Source organism: Neobacillus sp. S1115 (assembly GCF_055385565.1).
Genome location: NZ_AP038275.1, coordinates 5,789,608 through 5,808,426, shown reverse-complemented (window position 1 = coordinate 5,808,426; position 18,819 = coordinate 5,789,608). Strand labels below are relative to the sequence as shown.

Sequence of the window (18,819 nt, the reverse complement as noted above, 5' to 3'; positions counted from 1 at the left end):
ATTTATTTGGATATACTTTCCGGATTGGTCTGGTTACTTTCCATTTTGTTGATTTTACTTTCACTTTTTGGCTAAATACTTTCCGATTTTCCACTTTTACTTTCCAATACCTCCAATATACTTTCCACCCTCTTTTTACCGCCCTCTAGAAGTACCCTATAATTGACTTTTTATATGAACTTCCCCCCTTTTTTCAAGATTCGTGGAATGTTTTCAGGTCATATGATTATTAAGAATAGAAGCTATATGGTTACAATTAAGTGGGTATGATGATACGGGGAAGGAAGTGCAAAAACGATGGATTTCGAAACAGTTATGCAGGAACTGGAAGCACTCGGCAAGGAGCGATTGAAAAAGATGTACATAAGCAATGGTGCACACGAGCCAGTTTTTGGCGTGGCGACTGGCGCCATGAAGCCGCTCTCGAAGCTAATCAAGAAGAATCAGCCTTTGGCCGAGCAGCTTTACGCTACCGGAAACTACGATGCCATGTATTTTGCCGGCATCATTGCGGACCCAAAGTCCATGACGGAGGAGGATTTTGACCGTTGGATGGAGGGGGCATATTTTTATATGCTGTCCGATTATGTAGTGGCGGTCACTTTGGCAGAAGCCGATATTGCGCAGGTTGTTGCTGATAAATGGATTGCCAGCGGGGAAGAACTGAGAATGTCGGCAGGGTGGAGCTGTTACTGCTGGCTATTGGGGAATCGAAAGGACAATGAATTTGATGCAAGTAAGCTTGCCGATATGCTGGATCAGGTGGAAAAGACGATTCACGATGCTCCCGATCGAGCAAAATCTGCTATGAATAATTTTATCTACACCGTTGCGATTTCCTATGTGCAGCTCCACGATAAGGCGGTTGAAACCGCAAAGGCTGTTGGCCCAGTCGAAATCAAGCGGGATAAGAAAAAGAGCAGTATCCTGAATGCCTCCGAAAATATTCAAAAGGAGATTGATAGAGGGAGGCTTGGGTTTAAACGTAAATATGTTAGGTGCTAGGACTACACGGGAACGAAGCTAAATACAACATTGGAAGGTCGCTAACATACTAGGATAAGTGGCTATTTCGCGATCAGGCGCAATTCTGCAGAAAAGAATTGTGCTTTTTTTCATGTTAACGGCCAGATAATTGCATAACACCTTTTTAAAAAAACGTATCAGCAAGGCGGAAGGCAGTTTATAAAGGAGGCCTTTTTATGGCAGAACAAGGCAAAAGGACAGGATACCATAAATCATTAAGGATAAATTTCCCCATAAAGAGAATCTTAACTATATATATTCCATTTTTATGTCTGGATATTAAGTGTTTATTTATGAAGGAAATGATCATGAGTATTGCCGACGTTATGATTCGTACGAACGGAGAAGCAGCATCCAATTCTCCGTAATCCATTGTAAAGGGTGTTTAATAGTGAAGGCAGCTGAATTATTAGTTAAGTGTTTAGAGGAAGAGGGCGTAAAATATATCTTTGGGATTCCAGGTGAGGAAAATATCGATCTGATGGATGCTCTTCTGGATTCAACGATTACCTTTATCGTAACCCGACATGAAACGAGTGCTGCTTTTATGGCAGGGACCTACGGAAGGTTAACGGGAAAACCGGGTGTATGCTTAGCCACCTTAGGGCCAGGCGCTACAAATCTTTTAACAGGTGTGGCAAATGCCAACATGGATTTGAATCCAATTGTAGCAATTACAGGCCAGGCTAGTTTGGACCGGCAGCATAAAATTAGTCATCAGTATTATGATTTAATTCATATCTATGAACCTGTAACAAAATGGAATGCACAAATAAAAAAGGGTGAAATCATACCTGAGGCAGTTCGTAAAGCATTTCAAGTATCGACACAGGAAAAACCAGGTGCTGCCCACATTGATCTCCCAAATGATGTTGCTGGAATGGAGGTTCAGGGAACTCCTTTAAAGGGAACTGTCCATACTTTAACAGAAGCAGGGGATCAGGTCATTAAAGAGGCAGCTCAACTAATTGAACAAGCTGAACACCCAATCATTTTAGCTGGTAACGGAATAACGAGAGGAAATGCTGCTGAACAATTAAGGGCTCTAGTGGAAAAGTCCAATATCCCTGTCGTCCATACTTTCATGGGAAAAGGAGCTCTTCCCTGGACCCATGACTTAAGTTTATTTACAGCAGGCATTGGCGGGAATGATTACATTACTTGTGGATTTAATCACTCCGATTTAATTATCGCGATTGGTTTTGATATTTCAGAATATGCTCCATCAAAATGGAATCCTAATGGTACCACCTCCATTTTAAACATTGATACAGAAGAAGCAGAGACCGATCAAAATTATCCTGTAAAACTAAATGTAGTAGGAGATATCAAACGGAATTTAGATAAGATTCATAAGGTTCTTCTTTCCCCAAGAGAAAGGAATAATTCATGGGTATTGAACGTTAGGAATAAGGCACTAGCTGAGCTGCAGCAATTTAGTGACGATACCAGCTTCCCGCTCAAACCTCAGAAAATTATTTCCGATTTAAGAGCTGTTTTAAAAGAAGAGGATATTGTGATTTCAGATGTGGGGGCACATAAAGTATGGATGGGGAGAATGTTCCATACCTATCAACCGAATACCTGTCTAATTTCAAACGGCTTGGCATCAATGGGGATTGCTGTCCCTGGAGCGATAGGGGCGAAACTTGCCCAGCCGAATCGTACAGTTGTAGCAGTATGCGGGGATGGATCTTTTCAAATGACCGGCGCAGAGTTAGAAACAGCCAAACGACTGAATCTCCCTATTATTGTTTTATTATGGAGAGATGAAGGATATGGCTTAATCGAATGGCATCAATTGAAAAAGTTTAACCGTCCTTCCCATATTAAATTTGGAAATCCTGACTTTGTTCAGCTTGCATCATCTTACGGATTTGAAGCTTTGCAAATTAACAGGGCAGAGGAACTTAAACCAGCATTAGAGAAGGCCATTGCCATGAACAAGCCTGTCTTTATTGATTGCCCAGTTGATTATAGTGAAAACATGAAATTAACCGAGAAATTAAGTCATCTTCAATGCTAAGAAAGGGAGGGTCAACATGCGGCTCGGTTCGATTATCAATGGTCAAGAGCGAAATGAACATAATCGAGAAACACTTGAGGTAAAAAATCCATATAATCAAGAAATTGTAGCTGAATTAGCTTTAGCGACAGAAGCTGATCTGAATGAGGCAGTAGAAAATGCCTTTGAAACTTTTCATTCCACAATGAAGATGATGCCTGCTCATCAACGGAGTGATATTTTGCGAAAAGCTGCTGACCTTTTAGAGGAAAAGCCTGAGGATTTTATAGACACGATTGTCCGAGAGGCTGGTAAGCCAATCAAATATAGCAGGGATGAAATCAATCGTTCCGTTCAAGTTCTAAGGTTTGCTTCTGAACTTGCCAAAAATATTACCGGAGAAGTCTTGCCAATGGATGCAGCCATTGGAGGGGAAAATCGATTGGGGTTAGTGAAACGAATCCCATTAGGTGTGGTAGGAGCCATCACTCCCTTTAACTTTCCGCTAAATTTGTCATTGCATAAAATTGCACCAGCGATCGCTGCGGGTAATACAATTGTTTTCAAACCTGCCGAGAAAACACCGGTGTCAGGTTATAAATTAGTCAAGTTATTCCAGGAAGCAGGCCTTCCAGATGGGGCTTTAAATTTGTTAATGGGAACGGGAGAAGTAGGTGCATCTCTTGTCACGCATGAAAAAGTCCATAAAATATCCTTTACAGGAAGCTTAGCCGTTGGAAAGAAAATTCGTGAAACCGCCGGCTTTAAAAAAGTTACCCTTGAATTAGGCTCCAATTCCCCTAATATCATTTTCGAAGATGGAGACATAGAAACGGCTGTAAAAAGATTAGTGGTTGGAGCATTTTCTTTTTCAGGACAAGTTTGTATCCATGCTCAACGAATCTTTGTACAAAAAAATGTTTATCAGGCATTTTTGGAACAGTTTATTAAAGAAACTAGGGCTTTGAAAATTGGAGATCCAATGGAGGAAGCCACAGACATCGGACCTATGATTACCGAGAAAGAAGCCGAGCGGGCAAAGCTTTGGATTGATGATGCCGTCAAAAATGGCGCGAAAATAGAAGTTGGCGGCGATCGAAAGGGGAACGTTCTTTCCCCGACCATCATGACTGATGTCGATCGTAATATGAAAATCATCGCAGAAGAGGTTTTTGCACCGATTGTATCAGTTATTCCGTTTGATACGGAAGAGGAAGTCATCGGATATGCCAATGACTCCATTTACGGTTTGCAAGCTGGTGTCTTCACCCAGGATATTGACCGAGCAATCAGGGTAGCCGACCAATTAGAAATAGGCGGTGTTTGGATTAACGATATCTCTACCTACCGGCAGGATAATCTGCCTTACGGCGGTGTAAAACAAAGCGGTGTAGGCAGAGAAGGAATTAAATATGCCATAGAAGAAATGACAGAACTGAAATTTATTGGCATTAAATTAAAGTAGGGACGTGGGGACGGTTCTCATGCATCAAAGAATTTGTATGTGTTGTGGATCAATATTGGTAATGAAAAAGCAAACGGCTCACAAAACTGAGCCGTTTATTTTTGTCTATTCAAGTTTCTTTTCAACTAATTAAGCATGTTGATTCGGCAGCGTTGCCATCATCGGATAAAATTCAGTTGTCATTATACCAGCCATTACGGCTGGGTCTTCTTCTATAAGTTTTGGGACTTGTGCTTCATTTTCAACTTCAATGATGGCAAGTCCGTGCGGGGCTGAAGGATTTAAAACAGGGCCGAAGACCAGGGCGATTCCCTGGTTTTGCTTGTCCGTCCAATAGGCAATATGTTTTAACATAATGTTCCGTTCTTCTACTGTCATATCCTGATGAAAAGTTGTTCTAGGCGGAGTAGCATGTATCATAAAGTGCATTTTACCTGTAGCTTTATTTGCAGTGTTGTCCGACATTCGAGGTTACCTCCATCATTTAAATTTCTTTTTATTAGTTACGACACTCAACGCTAATTTTTCCATAAATCCCTTTCAAATACAATGAACCACCTTTTGTTTCACTAAACTGCCCGGCCTTTCCGGGGGGGGAGAAAAAAATAAAGACCATTAGAACCATCTTTGTAGAATCCTATTAAAGATTTCGACATTCTTCTGCTGCCATTTCTAATATAAATTCAGTTGCGGCAAAGGCTCAAGTTGATACTACTCAATCGTTTGATTAAATGACAAAATTTTTGGAGGAATAGGCGTGAAAAGTCTATTAAATCAATAGTTTCTTAGCTTTTATCCAAACGTTTAAATAGGGAAAGCGGTAGTAGAATTCGGTGGAAATTGGCGGATTTCCAAGTTTGTGTAGCACCTGCAAGAAATGATTCGCCTTAATCCGGCAGCGTTCATCAAAATTTCCACGGAAATAGGGAGCAGAACGTTAATTTATCAACGTTTTGGGGGAATTTACTCAAACGTTTGTCTGACCGACAAGCAATTTCGTAATCGGGGAGTGGAAAATCCGCCAGTAGCATGGGATTGAATCGATTTACTTAAACGTTTGATTAGGTTGCACATGGGCAACAAATTGCTGAAATACATCGGACAATGTGAAGCATGGGGACGGTTCTTCTGCCTCATTCTTATTTAATTAGGTGGAAATAATGATGCATGAGAACCGTCCCCATGCATCATTCTTTCTTATTAGATACACAATGACAACAATGTAGGCTATTTTTCATACTATATTTTGGGGGTGGAAAAATGCCAAGAGCAAATTACCGAAGTTCAGACGTTAGTTTAATGGCAAGGATGATGAGAGCAGAAGCTGAAGGTGAAGGAAAATTAGGAATGTTATATGTTGGAAATGTAATTGTGAATCGTCTTGTGGCAAATTGCTTAGACTTTAAAGGGTTAAGATCAATTAACTCAGTTATTTTTCAAGTACAAGGAGGGAATTTTTCCTTTGAGGCTGTTCAAAAAGGGAACGTATTTTATCAAAGGGCAAGAACTTCTGAAAGAAGATTAGCCAAACAAAATTTGGATTATTGGAGGCAACACCCTGGAAAATACGCCCTTTGGTACTTTAATCCACATGCCCCATGCCCTCCTACATGGTATGATCAACCTCAATCTGGTCAATTTAAAAATCATTGTTATTACGAACCAAAAGCTGGAACATGTGACAGTGTATATCGCGGTTAGGCTTACTCTTTGAGTAAGTCTTTTACATATTTGGAATAGTTATATAAAGCTTTTAGCTTAAGCAAACAGGGAGATTGTTTAATAAGACCAGTCGCTTTTCTTGTTTCTCAAACGGGTCAGTTCATCAATGAATTTAAGTAAAAGACTCATCAAGCCGTTGGTGTAAAAGATACGACAATAGCGTCAGTCGCTTTTTTAAAAAAGAATCTATGGGTATTCGCCGTTTCATACTGAAAATGCCTACATAATTTATAGTGAATTTAACCCAAAGGAGAGGTGCCCAAATGTATCCCTATGGAAATTATCAAATTCCACAAACTCAGTTGGAGTATTATCCATATGTACAGCAAAATCAATATGGACCTGACAGGCAACTATCGCAACTGCCACAACTATCGCAACTGTTTCAACAGCCACAATGGCAGCGGCTTGAACGGAGAGTTAATCTGCTAGAAAGTGAATTTGACCAACTTTACCGCCGTTTACTACGAGTAAATCGGAGGCTTCGTGCAGTGGAAAACAGATTAAACATTCCATTTACCCCGTTTGAAGGGGAGTTCTAACACTTGCCTCTGAATTGAAAGGACTGTTGATTCATGCTGTGGCAGATTTTTTTGTTTCACGAAGGGGCAGGTTAGTGGAAGAACTTTAGAAATAACAAAAAGAGTTGCTTTCAATAGCAACTCTATTAAGTCAACCGTTGGACTATGTTGGATTTCTTATAATTAAAGATATTGCCTGTTGAGTTGACCATATAGCACTACTGAATGCCTGATAATTTGTAATAGCTGCTTGAAAGTCCTTCTCACTTATGGTGGCGGTCGCAGTGACAGTTTGGTTAGATAAAATGTATGGCTTAAGTGAAGGAACCCAGTCGGCTCCTGCAGAAGTGTATAGGGATAGAAACATTTATATACAAGCGTTTTAAGCGAATTTACATAAACGTTTGTCTGACCGACAGTCATCTTCGTCATTGTAAAGAAAAAATCCACCAGTGGAAGTGATATTATACGGTTTAATTAAACGTTTGATTGGGTTGCACATGGGCAACAAATTGCTGAAATTCTGGAGCATGGGGACGGTTCTATTGCCTCACAAAGTGAGGCAGAAGAACCGTCCCCATGCATCATTTTACCCCGCTTAAATCAATGAATGGGGTTGCCCCTCCGGTTACGCTTGGGAGGCGTCCGTCCCATTTTTCTAAGGCTTTTTCTTGGACTTCGATTTGTTTTAGTTGGATCAGTTCGGGTGTGACTTCTTCTTTTTTCAATTTTAATGACTCTGCTTCGGCTTGCGCTTGTGTGACTTGCTGTTCGGCTTCAATTTTGATTCGATCTAAATCCCTTTGGGCCTTTAAAGCATTTTGTTCGGCTGTTTGCTTCAATTCAATCGCTTTGTTGAATTCCTCACTAAAAGCAAATTCTTTAATGTTGATATCTTCCAGGAGCATATAATACTTGGTTAATTTCTTGTCCAGCATTTCCTTCACTTTAGCCGATACTTCCGGGCGTTTTGAAATCAGCTCTTCTGCTGTATATTGAGCGGTAATTGCCTTTAAGGATTCGGCGATGGCAGGTTCCACGATGCGGGCACGATAATCAAGACCGATTTCTTGAAATAGCTTATTGACCGCTCCTGGATCGACTGAGTAGTTGACGGCCACCTTGGTTGTGACCATTTGTAAATCCTTTGAAGCAGCACTTTGCGAGCTTTCTTCTTTTTGGACCCGGACCTCTATCTGTTCCACATTTTGAATGAATGGAATTTTAAAATGAAAGCCCTCCGTCAAGATTGTTGGCTTCACTGCCCCTAATTGCAACAGAACTCCTCGATGACCGGACTCTACCTTCGTGCTAGAAAAAATAAACAGCACGATAACCAAGACTAAAATCACGCCACTGACGATATATTTCCCGTAATGCAAGGCGCTCCTCCTCTCCTTCTCATTAAAATATATGAATGAGAGGGTTGGTTTCATGCGGAAGCATGGGTATAAGTTCCCGTCTTACTTGAATATAAATAGGTGAAAACTATAGATGGAGGACTGTGTATGGCTTTCGTTGCAATCTATACGGTTGGCAGGCTCAATCACCCGTACAACCACCCGGCATCAAGTGAATTTTTCGAAGTGGGTAATGAAATCATTCATCAGGCAGCTAAAACTGGACAACTTATAGAGGTGTTTTCACCTGAAGGAGTCCCTATACCTGAAGAAGCTAAAAAGGGGAGTGGATTCCCTGTTCTTACTTTAACAACATGGAAAAACCTCGAAGGCTTATATAGTTTTACCTATTCAGGTCTGCATAAGCAAGCGTTGCGAGATCGAAGCAAATGGGTGGAGCCTTACCAAGAAAGGCACCTTTCGTATGTAGTGTGGTGGGCAGAGAAGCAATGGGATGTGTCATGGAAGGAGGCTTTCAAGCGATACAGCCATTATATTCAGAATGGACCCACTCCTTATGCATTTGATTTTGGACAGGCATTTGATGACAAAGGGGAGGCGTGCTTGGTTAAGTAGCGGTGAAAGGGGCTAATAATCTAAAACAGGAGAGTTGGTTATTTTCATGGGTTTCGCATAAAAAGGCACAGCTAGCGTAAATTCACTAGCTGTGCCTTTTTACGAGCAAAGCTTTCGAGTGACCCCTATGAACATCCCCATATCAAACCTAAATTAGAATCGACGTAACAAATAGATAAATGACGTACGCAATCAACCGTGGGTTCCCACTTCCTTCTACATCAATTACTTCACTTTAGTCAGGATTCGACAACTTTCTGGCTATTTCCTTGAATTTACCATATCAAATTTGTGAAAAAATTGTAGAAATTTATTGCATTCTGAATATTGAATAACTATAATATTCTTAAATTCCTAATTCAGATAATAAAATCAACTTTGAATAATGTAAATAGGCGTTGAATTCATATTAATTACTTATTTAGGGAATATTACAAAGAAATACGACCGAAAAGAGGAAATGTTTTGAGATACGAAATAGATGATCTGGATATAGCGATATTAAAGTATCTTTCGAAAGATGGAAGAACGTCCTTTACGGATATTGCGGCAGGCGTAAATGTATCGGAAAAAACGGTTCGACTGCGCTATAAGAACCTTTTAGACAATGGAGTTATGGAAGTTGTCAGCGTCGTTAACCCGAGGGCGCTGGGAATAAAATCCGGGGCCCTTATTCAATTAAAGGTCACTCCTCAATCCCTTGATAAAGCGATTGAAGCATTAAAGGAATTTCGGGAAGTTCGGTATATAACAATGACATCAGGACCGTATTCTTTGCTGCTCCAAATCGCGGTTGCTGGTCAGGACGATATTATAGAGGTGGTTCGGCGAATTAATGAATTACCTTATATAACAGAGATGAACACCATTGTTCAGCTGGATGTATATAAAAATACCTACGATTACTTTTAGAGTCCATGGGTACGGTTCTTCTGGGTTTGTTGAAACAACATGAATAATACAAACCATGAAAACCACTCCAATGTAGCTTTGATGCATTAATAGTTCCTTATAAAAAAATTCTAATAGGCAATGGAAAGGAGAGTCATAATGAGCAATCGGCCTGTTTTAGAAGTCAAAAATCTGCGTACTTCCTTTTTTACTGATAACGGAGAAGTGGCTGCAGTGGATGATATAGATTTTCATATTAACGAGGGAGAAATCCTCGGGATTGTTGGTGAATCCGGATGTGGGAAATCCGTTACATCCCTATCCGTTATGGGATTGGTGCCGGAACCGCCAGGAAAAATTGTTGGAGGGCAAATCCTTTATAAAGGGGAAGATTTGACCAAGGCATCGGAAAAGAGAATGCGCGAGATTCGCGGCAATGACATTACCATGATCTTTCAGGAACCGATGACGTCTTTAAACCCGCTATTTACAATTGGCGATCAAATCATGGAAGCCATTCGTTTACATAACAAATGGAGCAAGCAGCAAGTAAAGGAACGGGCAATTGAAATTTTACAGCTTGTGGGATTGCCCCGAGCTGAAAATCTATTAAAAGAGTATCCCCATCAACTCTCTGGAGGCATGCGGCAAAGGGTGATGATCGCCATGGCGATGGTTTGCAACCCGCAAGTATTGATTGCCGATGAGCCGACGACAGCACTTGACGTTACCATTCAATCACAAATTTTAAAACTGATGAAACAGTTAAACAAAGAATATAACACGGCAATCATGATGATTACCCATGACCTCGGTGTTGTAGCGGAAGTTTGCCAGCGTGTGATTGTCATGTATGCAGGAAAAGTGGTCGAAGAAGGCGATATTGAGACCATTTTTAAAAATCCAAAGCATCCGTACACGATCGGACTGATTAAATCCGTACCGGATGTTAGGGAAAAGGTAGAGAAGCTCTATTCCATACCAGGAAACGTTCCAAAGCCGGGCAGCATCAAAGAAGGATGCCGCTTTGCAGCACGCTGTGAACATGCATTTGAACGATGTTTCGGTGAAACGCCTGATCTATATGTAACAGGAGAAGGGCAAAGGGCAAGGTGTTTCCTTCATGAACCTCAAGCGAACTCAGTAAAACAAGAGGAGGTGACGGTATGACAACATCGATCTTGCGCGTGGAAAATTTAAAAAAGCATTTTCCGATTACAGGCGGGTTATTTGGCAGGCAAATCGGTGAAATGAAGGCCGTGGACGGAGTTTCTTTTTCCGTAAAGGAGGGGGAGACCCTAGGAATTGTTGGCGAAAGTGGCTGCGGAAAGTCCACTACAGGAAGAATGCTGCTTCGTCTCTTGGAACCCACAGATGGAAAAATTATTTTTGATCATCAGGACCTGCGTACCCTATCCAAAAATGATATGCGAAAAGTAAGACGGAATATTCAAATGGTGTTTCAGGACCCATATGCTTCGCTTAATCCAAGGCATACGGTGGAGAAAATTTTGGAGGAGCCATTAATTGTCCATGGAATCGGCACGCCAAAGGAACGGAAACAAAAAGTGCGGGAGATGCTAGAAGTCGTGGGATTGTCCGGTTACCATGCCAAACGGTACCCGCATCAGTTTAGCGGCGGGCAGCGGCAAAGAATTGGCATTGCCCGGGCCCTCATGACCAATCCGAAACTGATTATCGCAGACGAGCCGGTGTCAGCCCTGGATGTTTCGATTCAAGCTCAGGTTCTCAATCTATTAAAAGAATTACAAAAGGAATTTCAGCTAACCTATATCTTCATTGCACACGACCTTGGAGTTGTCCGTCACATTAGCGACCGTGTCGGCGTGATGTATAAAGGCCAAATGGTGGAACTGGCGGACAGTGAGAAAATCTATCAAAACCCGCTCCATCCTTATACGCAGCAATTGCTATCTGCCGTTCCTATTCCTGACCCAGCCTATTATAAGTCTGGTCAAACTAGTGCCATCCAATTCGGAACATTGCCGGAACAGTACACCATTGATGATTCATGGATGGATACCGGAAAAGAAAGGCCGGGATTAATCCAGGTTGAGCCTGGCCATTTCGTAGCTTGCCAGAAAAAATAAATGCTAGATTACTAGATAATATAAAAAGAAAGAGGGGGGTTTTATGGTTACCTATACGATTCGGCGTATCTTTATGCTTATTCCGGTTCTTTTCGGTATGGCCCTAATCGTATTTGGGATTATCAGGGCGATTCCAGGAGATCCAGCACAAGTCATCTTGGGGCAGCAGGCAACCAAGGAAGCGGTGGCTTCGTTAACCGAGAAGCTTGGTCTTAATGACCCTTGGTATATCCAATTTTTCGAGTATTTAAAAGGTCTATTGACGGGGGATTTGGGCAATTCATTAAGAAGCTCCGCACCGATTAATGATGAAATTTGGACATACCTTTTCGCTACGTTGGAACTGTCCATTGTGGCGATGTTCATTGCGATTTTCATTGGTGTCAATGCCGGAATTATCAGTGCCTGGTTTCAGAATTCATGGTTTGATTATGCTGCCATGCTACTTGCGCTGATTGGCATTTCCATCCCGGTTTTTTGGCTAGGATTAATGGAGCAATGGACGTTTTCACTTCAATTGCACTGGCTTCCTTCAACAGGAAGGGAAAATGTTCGAGATCCCGTCCATGCCATCACCCACCTGTACTTGATTGACACTATTTTAACTGGACGGTGGGATCAATTCGTTGAGGTTATCCGCCACTTGATTTTACCAGGTATCACCTTGGCAACGATACCGATGGCGATCATTGCCAGAATTACACGTTCGAGCATGCTCGAAGTGATGCGCGCGGATTATATCCGTACTGCCCGTGCAAAAGGGCTTAGAATGTTCTGGGTTGTGTACAAGCATTCCTTGAAAAATGCCGTTATTCCTGTCTTGACTGTAATCGGTTTGCAGATGGGATTACTTTTGGGCGGCGCCATTTTAACAGAAACAATTTTCGGCTGGCCGGGGATTGGACGCTATATTTATGATGCGATTGCAGCCCGTGATTACCCGGTCATTCAATCAGGGATTTTAGTGATTGCCACCATCTTTATTCTTATTAACCTGATCGTGGATCTTCTGTATGTAGCGATTGATCCGCGTATTAAATATAAATAGCCGGCAGAGGGGGGACTATATGTGGCTGTATTGGCAAAAGGTGATAGTAATATTGTCATAAAAGAACACGAAGAGGTTGTTTCCCCGTGGAAGGAAGCGTGGAAGACCTTTAAAAAAAATAAAGGTGCTCTCGTGGGTACTGGTATCGTCTTGTTTTTTATCGTGATTGCGATTTTAGCGCCGCTGCTTGCTCCGTATGGAATCAGTGAACAGCAGCTATCCAACAGGAATGCGGCACCTTCATCTGCTCACTGGTTTGGAACAGATGATTTTGGCCGGGACATTTTTTCCCGAGTTTTGTATGGTGCGCGAATTTCTTTGTGGGTCGGCTTTGTTTCCGTTTTGGGTTCCATTGTTGCCGGTTGTTTTCTAGGAATTATTGCTGGCTATTACGGACGCTGGGTTGATACCATCATTTCTCGAATTTTTGATATCATGCTGGCCTTTCCTAGCATTTTGCTGGCAATCGCCGTTGTGGCAGTCTTGGGGCCTTCCTTGCAGAATGCTCTAATCGCGATTGCCTTAATTAACATTCCTAACTTTGGAAGGCTGATCAGGTCCAGGGTCCTCAGTGTAAAGGAAGAGGAGTATATCATGGCAGCTAAAGCGATTGGCATGAAGGACAGCCGTATTCTGTTACACCATGTGCTGCCTAACAGTCTTGCTCCTGTTATTGTCCAGGGGACTTTGGCGATTGCAACAGCAATTATCGAAGCTGCTGCACTGGGTTTCCTTGGAATGGGTGCACAGCCGCCGCAGCCGGAATGGGGGAAAATGCTCGCAGACTCTAGACAGTATATTATTCAAGCCCCGTGGACAGTCATTTTTCCTGGTGTTGCGATTATGCTCACTGTTCTTGGCTTTAACCTTATGGGGGATGGCTTACGCGATGCTCTCGATCCGAAAAGCAAGAGCTAGACTTTAGAATCTTGGTAATCTGCAGGCTTTTTCTAGGATACTTTTAGCCGGATCTGGCCTGCTTTTATAAAAAAATTACAGGGGGAACACCTATGAAAGGCAAATTTTCAATCATTGCCAGCATTTTGCTGGTGCTTTCCATGCTGCTGTCTGCTTGCGGCGGCGGGGGAAGTAAAGAATCTTCAGGTGAAAAAAGTAGCAATAGCGGTCCTAAAAAAGGAGGCAGCCTCGTTTATGCACGGGGAGCCGACTCCATTTCGCTGGATCCAATCAGTATAACAGATGGGGAATCCATCCGGGTTACCCACAATATTTTTGAAACACTATTTGAATATGATAATGATTTAAAATTACAGCCAAAATTAGCAGATTCCTATAAAGTATCTGATGATGGCTTAACCTGGACAATTACACTTAAAAAAGGCATCAAGTTCCAGGATGGCACCGATTTTAATGCGGAGGCAGTTGTGTTCAACTTTGATCGCTGGATGGATCCAGCAAATCCTTACCATAAAGGAGAATTCCCTTATTATCCATTCCTTTATGGCGGATTTAAAGGAGACCCAAAACACAAAATTGAATATGTCAAAGCAGTTGACGATTCGACAGTGGAATTTAAGCTAGTAGAGAAAACAGCTCCATTTATCAGCTACTTGGCCATTCCGATGTTTGGTATAGCCAGTCCGGATGCCATTAAGAAATACGGGGACAAATTCTATGAACATCCAGTTGGTACAGGTCCATTCGTATTTGATAGCTGGACACGCAATGACAAAATCGTGTTAAAGGCAAATAAAGACTATTATGTAAAAGGCCAGCCATATCTTGATGAATTAATTTTCCGTGTGATTCCTGATAACTCTTCCCGCCTGACAGCACTTCAAAGCGGCGAAGTGGATATGATTGACGGACTCAATCCAGATGATGCTGACACAATCAAAGGAAATTCTGCGTTAAAGATCGTCAAGCGTCCAAGCTTTAATATCGGTTCCTTGGTTCTAAATACGCAAATGGCTCCATTTGATAATGTGAAAGTTCGTCAGGCTGTTAGTATGGCAATCGATAAAAAATCAATTGTAGATGCGTTTTATAATGGCTATGCTGAAGTAGCGAAAAACCCAATTCCGCCAGCACTTTGGGGCTATAACAATGACGTGAAGGACTATGAATATAATGTAAAAGAAGCCAAGAAACTTTTGGCAGAAGCAGGATATCCTGATGGATTTAAGACGGAAATATGGACCATGAATAATCCAAGACCATATATGCCGCAGCCTTTAAAAGTGGCTGAAGCCATTCAAGAGAACTTAAAAGCGATTGGTATTAACGCAGAAATTAAGACATATGAGTGGGCAACTTATCTGCAGAAAACAGGTAACGGAGAACATCCAATGGGACTATACGGATGGACAGGGGTTATGGCCGATCCGGACAACTTCCTATTCCCTAACCTGAGCGCGACCAATACCAAAAAACCTGCAAGTAACCGTGCGTTCTATGTGAATGACGAGTTTACTAGTTTGCTGCAGCAAGCCCGTGTAACATTTGATCAGAAAGAACGCGAGAAGCTGTACAAAAAAGCACAGGAAATTTTCCACCAAGATGCGCCGTGGGTAACGATCGCCCATACAACACCGCCGATTGCACTATCAAGCGTTGTTGAAGGTTATGAGGCACATCCAATGGAAAATGATACATTTGCAAAAGTATACCTAAACAAATAACACCGTTTATGTTGGGTCGGTTTTTGCAAATGGGTCCCCCTTTAAAGGGGGACTTTTTTACAACTTTTACATAGGAGGGATTACGATGTTTGAGTTATTAAAGGGGTTATCCGATATTGTCGGTCCCAGCGGATTTGAACAGGATGTCCAGCGGTTTATTTTAAATGAAGTAAAAGATTATGTCGATGAGTACTTTGTTGACCCAGTCGGGAATTTAATCGTTAAAAAGAATGGAAACGATTCAAGTTACCCTTCTCTCGCGATTGCAGCCCACACAGATGAGGTCGGTTTTATTGTTAAAAAAATTGAGCCAAACGGACTGATCCGTTTTGAAAAATTGGGCGGCCTCGATGACCGGGTTTTGCATTGCTTGCCAGTGTTTATACGTTCTGATAAGGGAAGAGTAGATGGTGTCATCGGAACCCTAGCCATGCACTACGTGAAATGGGACGATCCAAATCGGATTACCAATCATCGGGATATGTATATTGATGTCGGCGCCCGTTCAGCTGAAGATGCATTGGAGATGGGCATTCGGGTAGGCCAGCCTGGTTCCTATGGTGTAGAGCTTAAAAAAATTGGCAGCAACCGCGTAGTCGGCAAGGCCTTGGATGACCGTGCAGGCTGTGCACTGCTCATCCGTCTGCTTCAAAACTTAAATGAGACAGGCGCTAAACATGGCGATATTTACGGTGCCTTCACTGTTCAGGAGGAAGTAGGTTTAAGGGGAGCTTCTGTTGTTTCCGCAGCTGTACAGCCCGATTTTGCGTTGGCCCTTGATACCACTCCAACTAGTGATACTTATGATGTCATCATGACAGGAACAAGAGCGCTGGGTGATGGCCCGTGCATCAAAATCGTTGATAAATCATTGATTGCTCATCCACTCGTCACAAAGCATTTGGAGAAGATGGCAATTGAAGGGAATATTCCATATCAACTGGAAGTATATATGGGCATCGGGACGGATGCCGGCGCGATCCACATGACTGACAAGGGCGTCACAACCGGGGTTATTTCCATCCCTTCCCGTTACACCCATTCACCAATCGAAGTGGTAGACCTGGAGGATATGGAAAACTCCTACAAACTGCTTTATGACTTTGTCGTAACCCTAAATCAATTAAAAGGAAAGACGTTCTTGGACACATAGGACTGTCTGCCATTTAGGGCTGCTCGTAAACGTACAACTCTCCTCTTTAATAGGGTGATTTTGGTTCCTTGGGGAAGGTTCTCATAGAAGGATAATCAGGAGTATTGCACAAAAAGGCACAACTGGCGGTTTCAACTAGTTGTGCTTTTCATTTTTGGGGCCTAGGCCCCATATATTAAAGCGTTAAAGCAAGGGTCAGACCAAAATAAAGCTAAAGGAGGCAATCGTAGTGGCAGTTAAAAGAGGTGTAGTTGCAGAAGATTTGTATCGATTAAAGTCAGTTGTGAATCCGCAGTTTTCCCCTGATGGGCAATCGTTTGTGTATGTACAAACTACCATTGACCAAGAGGCGGAAGAGTATCAATCTCAATTGTTTTTTCAAACAGTAGAACGTAATGAAGGGCCTTGCCAATGGACGTATGGAAAGGGGAAAAATCATACACCAAGATGGTCACCAGATGGAACAGAGGTCGCGTTTGTTTCCAATCGGAGCGGTAAAAACCAGCTTTATGTGTTAAGCGTGAAGGGCGGGGAAGCGAGACAGGTAACGGATGTACCTAATGGAGCCAGCTGTCCAGTATGGTCCCCGGATGGAACAAAATTGGCTTTCACGACAGCTTTATCTCCTAATCAATCGATTTTTGAAAAGGTAGAAGAGAAGAAACAAGAAAAGCTTAGACCGCTTGAAGTAGCGAAAATGAAATACAAATCCGATGCGGAAGGTTTTTGGAAAGGACAGTATAAACAAACTGCTGTCGTTGATGTAAAAACGGGAGAATTGACTCAACTCACTACCGGTCAATATGATGTGACCCTTTATGGCTGGTCCCCGGATGGGAATCATCTTGCCGTAGGTGCTAATGCAACGGAACAGGACGATTTGGCGTTCAACCAGGATGTTTATCTGTTGGATATTGAAAGCAAAGCATTCACTCTTATAACGGATGGAAAGGGAGAATTCGGCAGTGCATGCTGGTCTCCTGACGGCCGGTATCTGGCGATGTTTGGCCATAACCGTGAGTTCGAAGATGCGACCTATTCAAAGATTTGGCTATATGAAACGGCAGGAAAGACGCTCTCATGCTTATCACCAGAGTGGGCTGGGCTTCCAGGGGATTATATGGTCGGCGATTTCCATCAAGGAGCGGTGTCTCCTGGCATTTTATGGACCAGTGATAGCAAAGGCTTTTATTTTGTTGGAACAGACCATGGCAGTGTCAATATTTATTTTGGGAATCTTAGCGGGGAGATTCGTCCTGTGTATGTGGGAGAGCAGCATGTTTACGGACTTTCCATCCATTCCGATTCACAAAAAGCCCTGGCCGCCATCAGTAAGCCTGATCAGATTGGTGACATTTACTTGTTATCATTGAACGGTGACGAGACGCTTGAAAAATTGACCAATGTCAATGGGCCGGCTTTAAATAAGTTACTTCTATCTAAACCGGAAGTCATTGAATATAAGGGAGCCAAAGGCTGGGATGTTCAGGGATGGCTGATAAAACCGGTTGGCTTTGAGGAGGGGAAAAAGTACCCGTTAATCCTTGAAATTCACGGCGGTCCTCATGTGATGTACGGAAATACGTATATGAATGAGTTTCAAATTTTAGCTGGAAAAGGCTATGCGGTCTTGTACGTGAATCCACGGGGCAGCCATGGATATAGCCAGGAATTCGTCAATGCAGTCCGCGGCGGTTACGGCGGCGGGGACTATCAAGATCTCATGCTGGCGGTAGATTATGTTTTAAATCAGTATGATTTCATAGATGAAACCCGTCTTGGAGTAACAGGCGGAAGCTATGGCGGCTTTATGACGAACTGGATTGTGAGCCATTCCAATCGGTTTAAAGCGGCGGTCACGCAGCGTTCGATTTCCAACTGGATTAGTATGTATGGTGTCAGCGATATCGGCTATTATTTTTTGGAGTGGGAAATTGGAGCCGATTTGAATGATTTCGAGACTCTATGGAAGCATTCGCCGCTTGCCTATATTAAAAATATCGAAACGCCATTGTTAATTCTTCATAGTGAAAGGGATTACCGGTGTCCAATCGAGCAGGCAGAGCAATTATTCATAGGCTTGAAGAGACTCGGCAGGGAAACCAAATTTGTCCGTTTCCCGGAAGCGAATCATGAACTATCTAGAAGCGGTAAACCAAACCTTCGCAGAGATCGACTGAACTATATTGTGGAATGGTTTGAAGAACATATCTAGTCTGCCATATGAGGCATGGGGACGGTTCTCTTGCCTCACTTTGT

General features: G+C 42.4%; 17 protein-coding genes. 15 read left to right on the top strand and 2 right to left on the bottom strand.

Translation table 11 applies throughout. From position 1 onward, the window contains the following. Positions 1 to 297: 297 nt before the first annotated feature. The 4 genes from ACZ5B7_RS28330 (at position 298) to ACZ5B7_RS28315 (ending at position 4,496) form a co-directional block, all read left to right on the top strand. Positions 298 to 1,005 (top strand): DNA alkylation repair protein, encoded by a 708-nt coding sequence (locus tag ACZ5B7_RS28330; protein ID WP_464491898.1) that lies wholly within the window; start codon positions 298 to 300, stop codon positions 1,003 to 1,005. 197 nt (positions 1,006 to 1,202) lie between these two features. Then, the gene (locus ACZ5B7_RS28325; RefSeq protein ID WP_464491897.1) at positions 1,203 to 1,394 is read left to right on the top strand and encodes a hypothetical protein; all 192 of its coding nucleotides are present in this window, start codon (positions 1,203 to 1,205) and stop codon (positions 1,392 to 1,394) included. A gap of 23 nt (positions 1,395 to 1,417) precedes the next feature. Next, positions 1,418 to 3,052 carry an acetolactate synthase large subunit gene (locus tag ACZ5B7_RS28320; protein ID WP_464491896.1) on the top strand — a complete coding sequence of 545 codons (1,635 nt, stop codon included), beginning with the start codon at positions 1,418 to 1,420 and terminating at the stop codon, positions 3,050 to 3,052. A 16-nt stretch (positions 3,053 to 3,068) separates the two neighbouring features. Then, on the top strand, positions 3,069 to 4,496 hold the full coding sequence (locus tag ACZ5B7_RS28315) for an aldehyde dehydrogenase family protein (RefSeq protein WP_464491895.1): 1,428 nt from the start codon (positions 3,069 to 3,071) through the stop codon (positions 4,494 to 4,496). A 129-nt stretch (positions 4,497 to 4,625) separates the two neighbouring features. Here ACZ5B7_RS28315 and ACZ5B7_RS28310 read toward each other — a convergent pair whose 3' ends face one another. Next, on the bottom strand, positions 4,626 to 4,961 hold the full coding sequence (locus ACZ5B7_RS28310) for a YciI family protein (RefSeq protein ID WP_464491894.1): 336 nt from the start codon (positions 4,959 to 4,961) through the stop codon (positions 4,626 to 4,628). 795 nt (positions 4,962 to 5,756) lie between these two features. Here ACZ5B7_RS28310 and ACZ5B7_RS28305 point away from each other — a divergent pair. Together ACZ5B7_RS28305 and ACZ5B7_RS28300 are read left to right on the top strand one after the other, a co-directional pair. Beyond that, positions 5,757 to 6,197: a cell wall hydrolase gene (locus ACZ5B7_RS28305; RefSeq protein ID WP_464491893.1), complete on the top strand. Its 441-nt coding sequence runs from the start codon at positions 5,757 to 5,759 to the stop codon at positions 6,195 to 6,197. A gap of 284 nt (positions 6,198 to 6,481) precedes the next feature. Then, the gene (locus ACZ5B7_RS28300) at positions 6,482 to 6,760 is read left to right on the top strand and encodes a hypothetical protein (RefSeq protein WP_464491892.1); all 279 of its coding nucleotides are present in this window, start codon (positions 6,482 to 6,484) and stop codon (positions 6,758 to 6,760) included. A gap of 563 nt (positions 6,761 to 7,323) precedes the next feature. Here ACZ5B7_RS28300 and ACZ5B7_RS28295 read toward each other — a convergent pair. Continuing rightward, on the bottom strand, positions 7,324 to 8,121 hold the full coding sequence (locus tag ACZ5B7_RS28295; protein WP_464491891.1) for a prohibitin family protein: 798 nt from the start codon (positions 8,119 to 8,121) through the stop codon (positions 7,324 to 7,326). Between the two features lie 126 nt (positions 8,122 to 8,247). Between ACZ5B7_RS28295 and ACZ5B7_RS28290 the strand changes: the two genes are divergently transcribed. The 9 genes from ACZ5B7_RS28290 to ACZ5B7_RS28250 all read left to right on the top strand — a co-directional run bounded on the left by ACZ5B7_RS28290 (position 8,248) and on the right by ACZ5B7_RS28250 (position 18,775). Then, positions 8,248 to 8,715 carry a DUF3291 domain-containing protein gene (locus ACZ5B7_RS28290; RefSeq protein ID WP_464491889.1) on the top strand — a complete coding sequence of 156 codons (468 nt, stop codon included), beginning with the start codon at positions 8,248 to 8,250 and terminating at the stop codon, positions 8,713 to 8,715. 465 nt (positions 8,716 to 9,180) lie between these two features. Continuing rightward, on the top strand, positions 9,181 to 9,627 hold the full coding sequence (locus ACZ5B7_RS28285; RefSeq protein ID WP_464491888.1) for an Lrp/AsnC family transcriptional regulator: 447 nt from the start codon (positions 9,181 to 9,183) through the stop codon (positions 9,625 to 9,627). Between the two features lie 138 nt (positions 9,628 to 9,765). Further along, a complete protein-coding gene (locus tag ACZ5B7_RS28280; RefSeq protein ID WP_464491887.1) occupies positions 9,766 to 10,776 on the top strand; it encodes an ABC transporter ATP-binding protein in 1,011 nt (336 codons plus the stop codon). Further along, positions 10,773 to 11,717, top strand: a complete 945-nt coding sequence (locus ACZ5B7_RS28275; RefSeq protein WP_464491886.1) for an ABC transporter ATP-binding protein — start codon at positions 10,773 to 10,775, stop codon at positions 11,715 to 11,717. Before ACZ5B7_RS28280 ends, ACZ5B7_RS28275 begins: the two co-directional genes overlap by 4 nt. A 43-nt stretch (positions 11,718 to 11,760) precedes the next feature. After that, positions 11,761 to 12,765, top strand: a complete 1,005-nt coding sequence (locus ACZ5B7_RS28270; protein WP_464491885.1) for an ABC transporter permease — start codon at positions 11,761 to 11,763, stop codon at positions 12,763 to 12,765. 21 nt (positions 12,766 to 12,786) lie between these two features. Continuing rightward, the gene (locus ACZ5B7_RS28265; protein WP_464491884.1) at positions 12,787 to 13,683 is read left to right on the top strand and encodes an ABC transporter permease; all 897 of its coding nucleotides are present in this window, start codon (positions 12,787 to 12,789) and stop codon (positions 13,681 to 13,683) included. Positions 13,684 to 13,775: 92 nt separating this feature from the next. Further along, the gene (locus tag ACZ5B7_RS28260) at positions 13,776 to 15,407 is read left to right on the top strand and encodes an ABC transporter substrate-binding protein (RefSeq protein WP_464491883.1); all 1,632 of its coding nucleotides are present in this window, start codon (positions 13,776 to 13,778) and stop codon (positions 15,405 to 15,407) included. A gap of 85 nt (positions 15,408 to 15,492) precedes the next feature. Beyond that, on the top strand, positions 15,493 to 16,560 hold the full coding sequence (locus ACZ5B7_RS28255) for a M42 family metallopeptidase (RefSeq protein ID WP_464491882.1): 1,068 nt from the start codon (positions 15,493 to 15,495) through the stop codon (positions 16,558 to 16,560). Between the two features lie 229 nt (positions 16,561 to 16,789). Then, positions 16,790 to 18,775: a S9 family peptidase gene (locus tag ACZ5B7_RS28250; RefSeq protein ID WP_464491881.1), complete on the top strand. Its 1,986-nt coding sequence runs from the start codon at positions 16,790 to 16,792 to the stop codon at positions 18,773 to 18,775. Positions 18,776 to 18,819 lie beyond the last annotated feature (44 nt).

Bases quoted from the DNA above. Each gene is read 5' to 3' on its own strand.
- ACZ5B7_RS28330 (WP_464491898.1), top strand. From the start codon at position 298: ATGGATTTCGAAACAGTTATGCAGGAACTGGAAGCACTCGGCAAGGAG.
- ACZ5B7_RS28325 (WP_464491897.1), top strand. From the start codon at position 1,203: ATGGCAGAACAAGGCAAAAGGACAGGATACCATAAATCATTAAGGATA.
- ACZ5B7_RS28315 (WP_464491895.1), top strand. From the start codon at position 3,069: ATGCGGCTCGGTTCGATTATCAATGGTCAAGAGCGAAATGAACATAAT.
- ACZ5B7_RS28310 (WP_464491894.1), bottom strand. From the start codon at position 4,961: ATGTCGGACAACACTGCAAATAAAGCTACAGGTAAAATGCACTTTATG.
- ACZ5B7_RS28305 (WP_464491893.1), top strand. From the start codon at position 5,757: ATGCCAAGAGCAAATTACCGAAGTTCAGACGTTAGTTTAATGGCAAGG.
- ACZ5B7_RS28300 (WP_464491892.1), top strand. From the start codon at position 6,482: ATGTATCCCTATGGAAATTATCAAATTCCACAAACTCAGTTGGAGTAT.
- ACZ5B7_RS28290 (WP_464491889.1), top strand. From the start codon at position 8,248: ATGGCTTTCGTTGCAATCTATACGGTTGGCAGGCTCAATCACCCGTAC.
- ACZ5B7_RS28280 (WP_464491887.1), top strand. From the start codon at position 9,766: ATGAGCAATCGGCCTGTTTTAGAAGTCAAAAATCTGCGTACTTCCTTT.
- ACZ5B7_RS28275 (WP_464491886.1), top strand. From the start codon at position 10,773: ATGACAACATCGATCTTGCGCGTGGAAAATTTAAAAAAGCATTTTCCG.
- ACZ5B7_RS28270 (WP_464491885.1), top strand. From the start codon at position 11,761: ATGGTTACCTATACGATTCGGCGTATCTTTATGCTTATTCCGGTTCTT.
- ACZ5B7_RS28260 (WP_464491883.1), top strand. From the start codon at position 13,776: ATGAAAGGCAAATTTTCAATCATTGCCAGCATTTTGCTGGTGCTTTCC.
- ACZ5B7_RS28255 (WP_464491882.1), top strand. From the start codon at position 15,493: ATGTTTGAGTTATTAAAGGGGTTATCCGATATTGTCGGTCCCAGCGGA.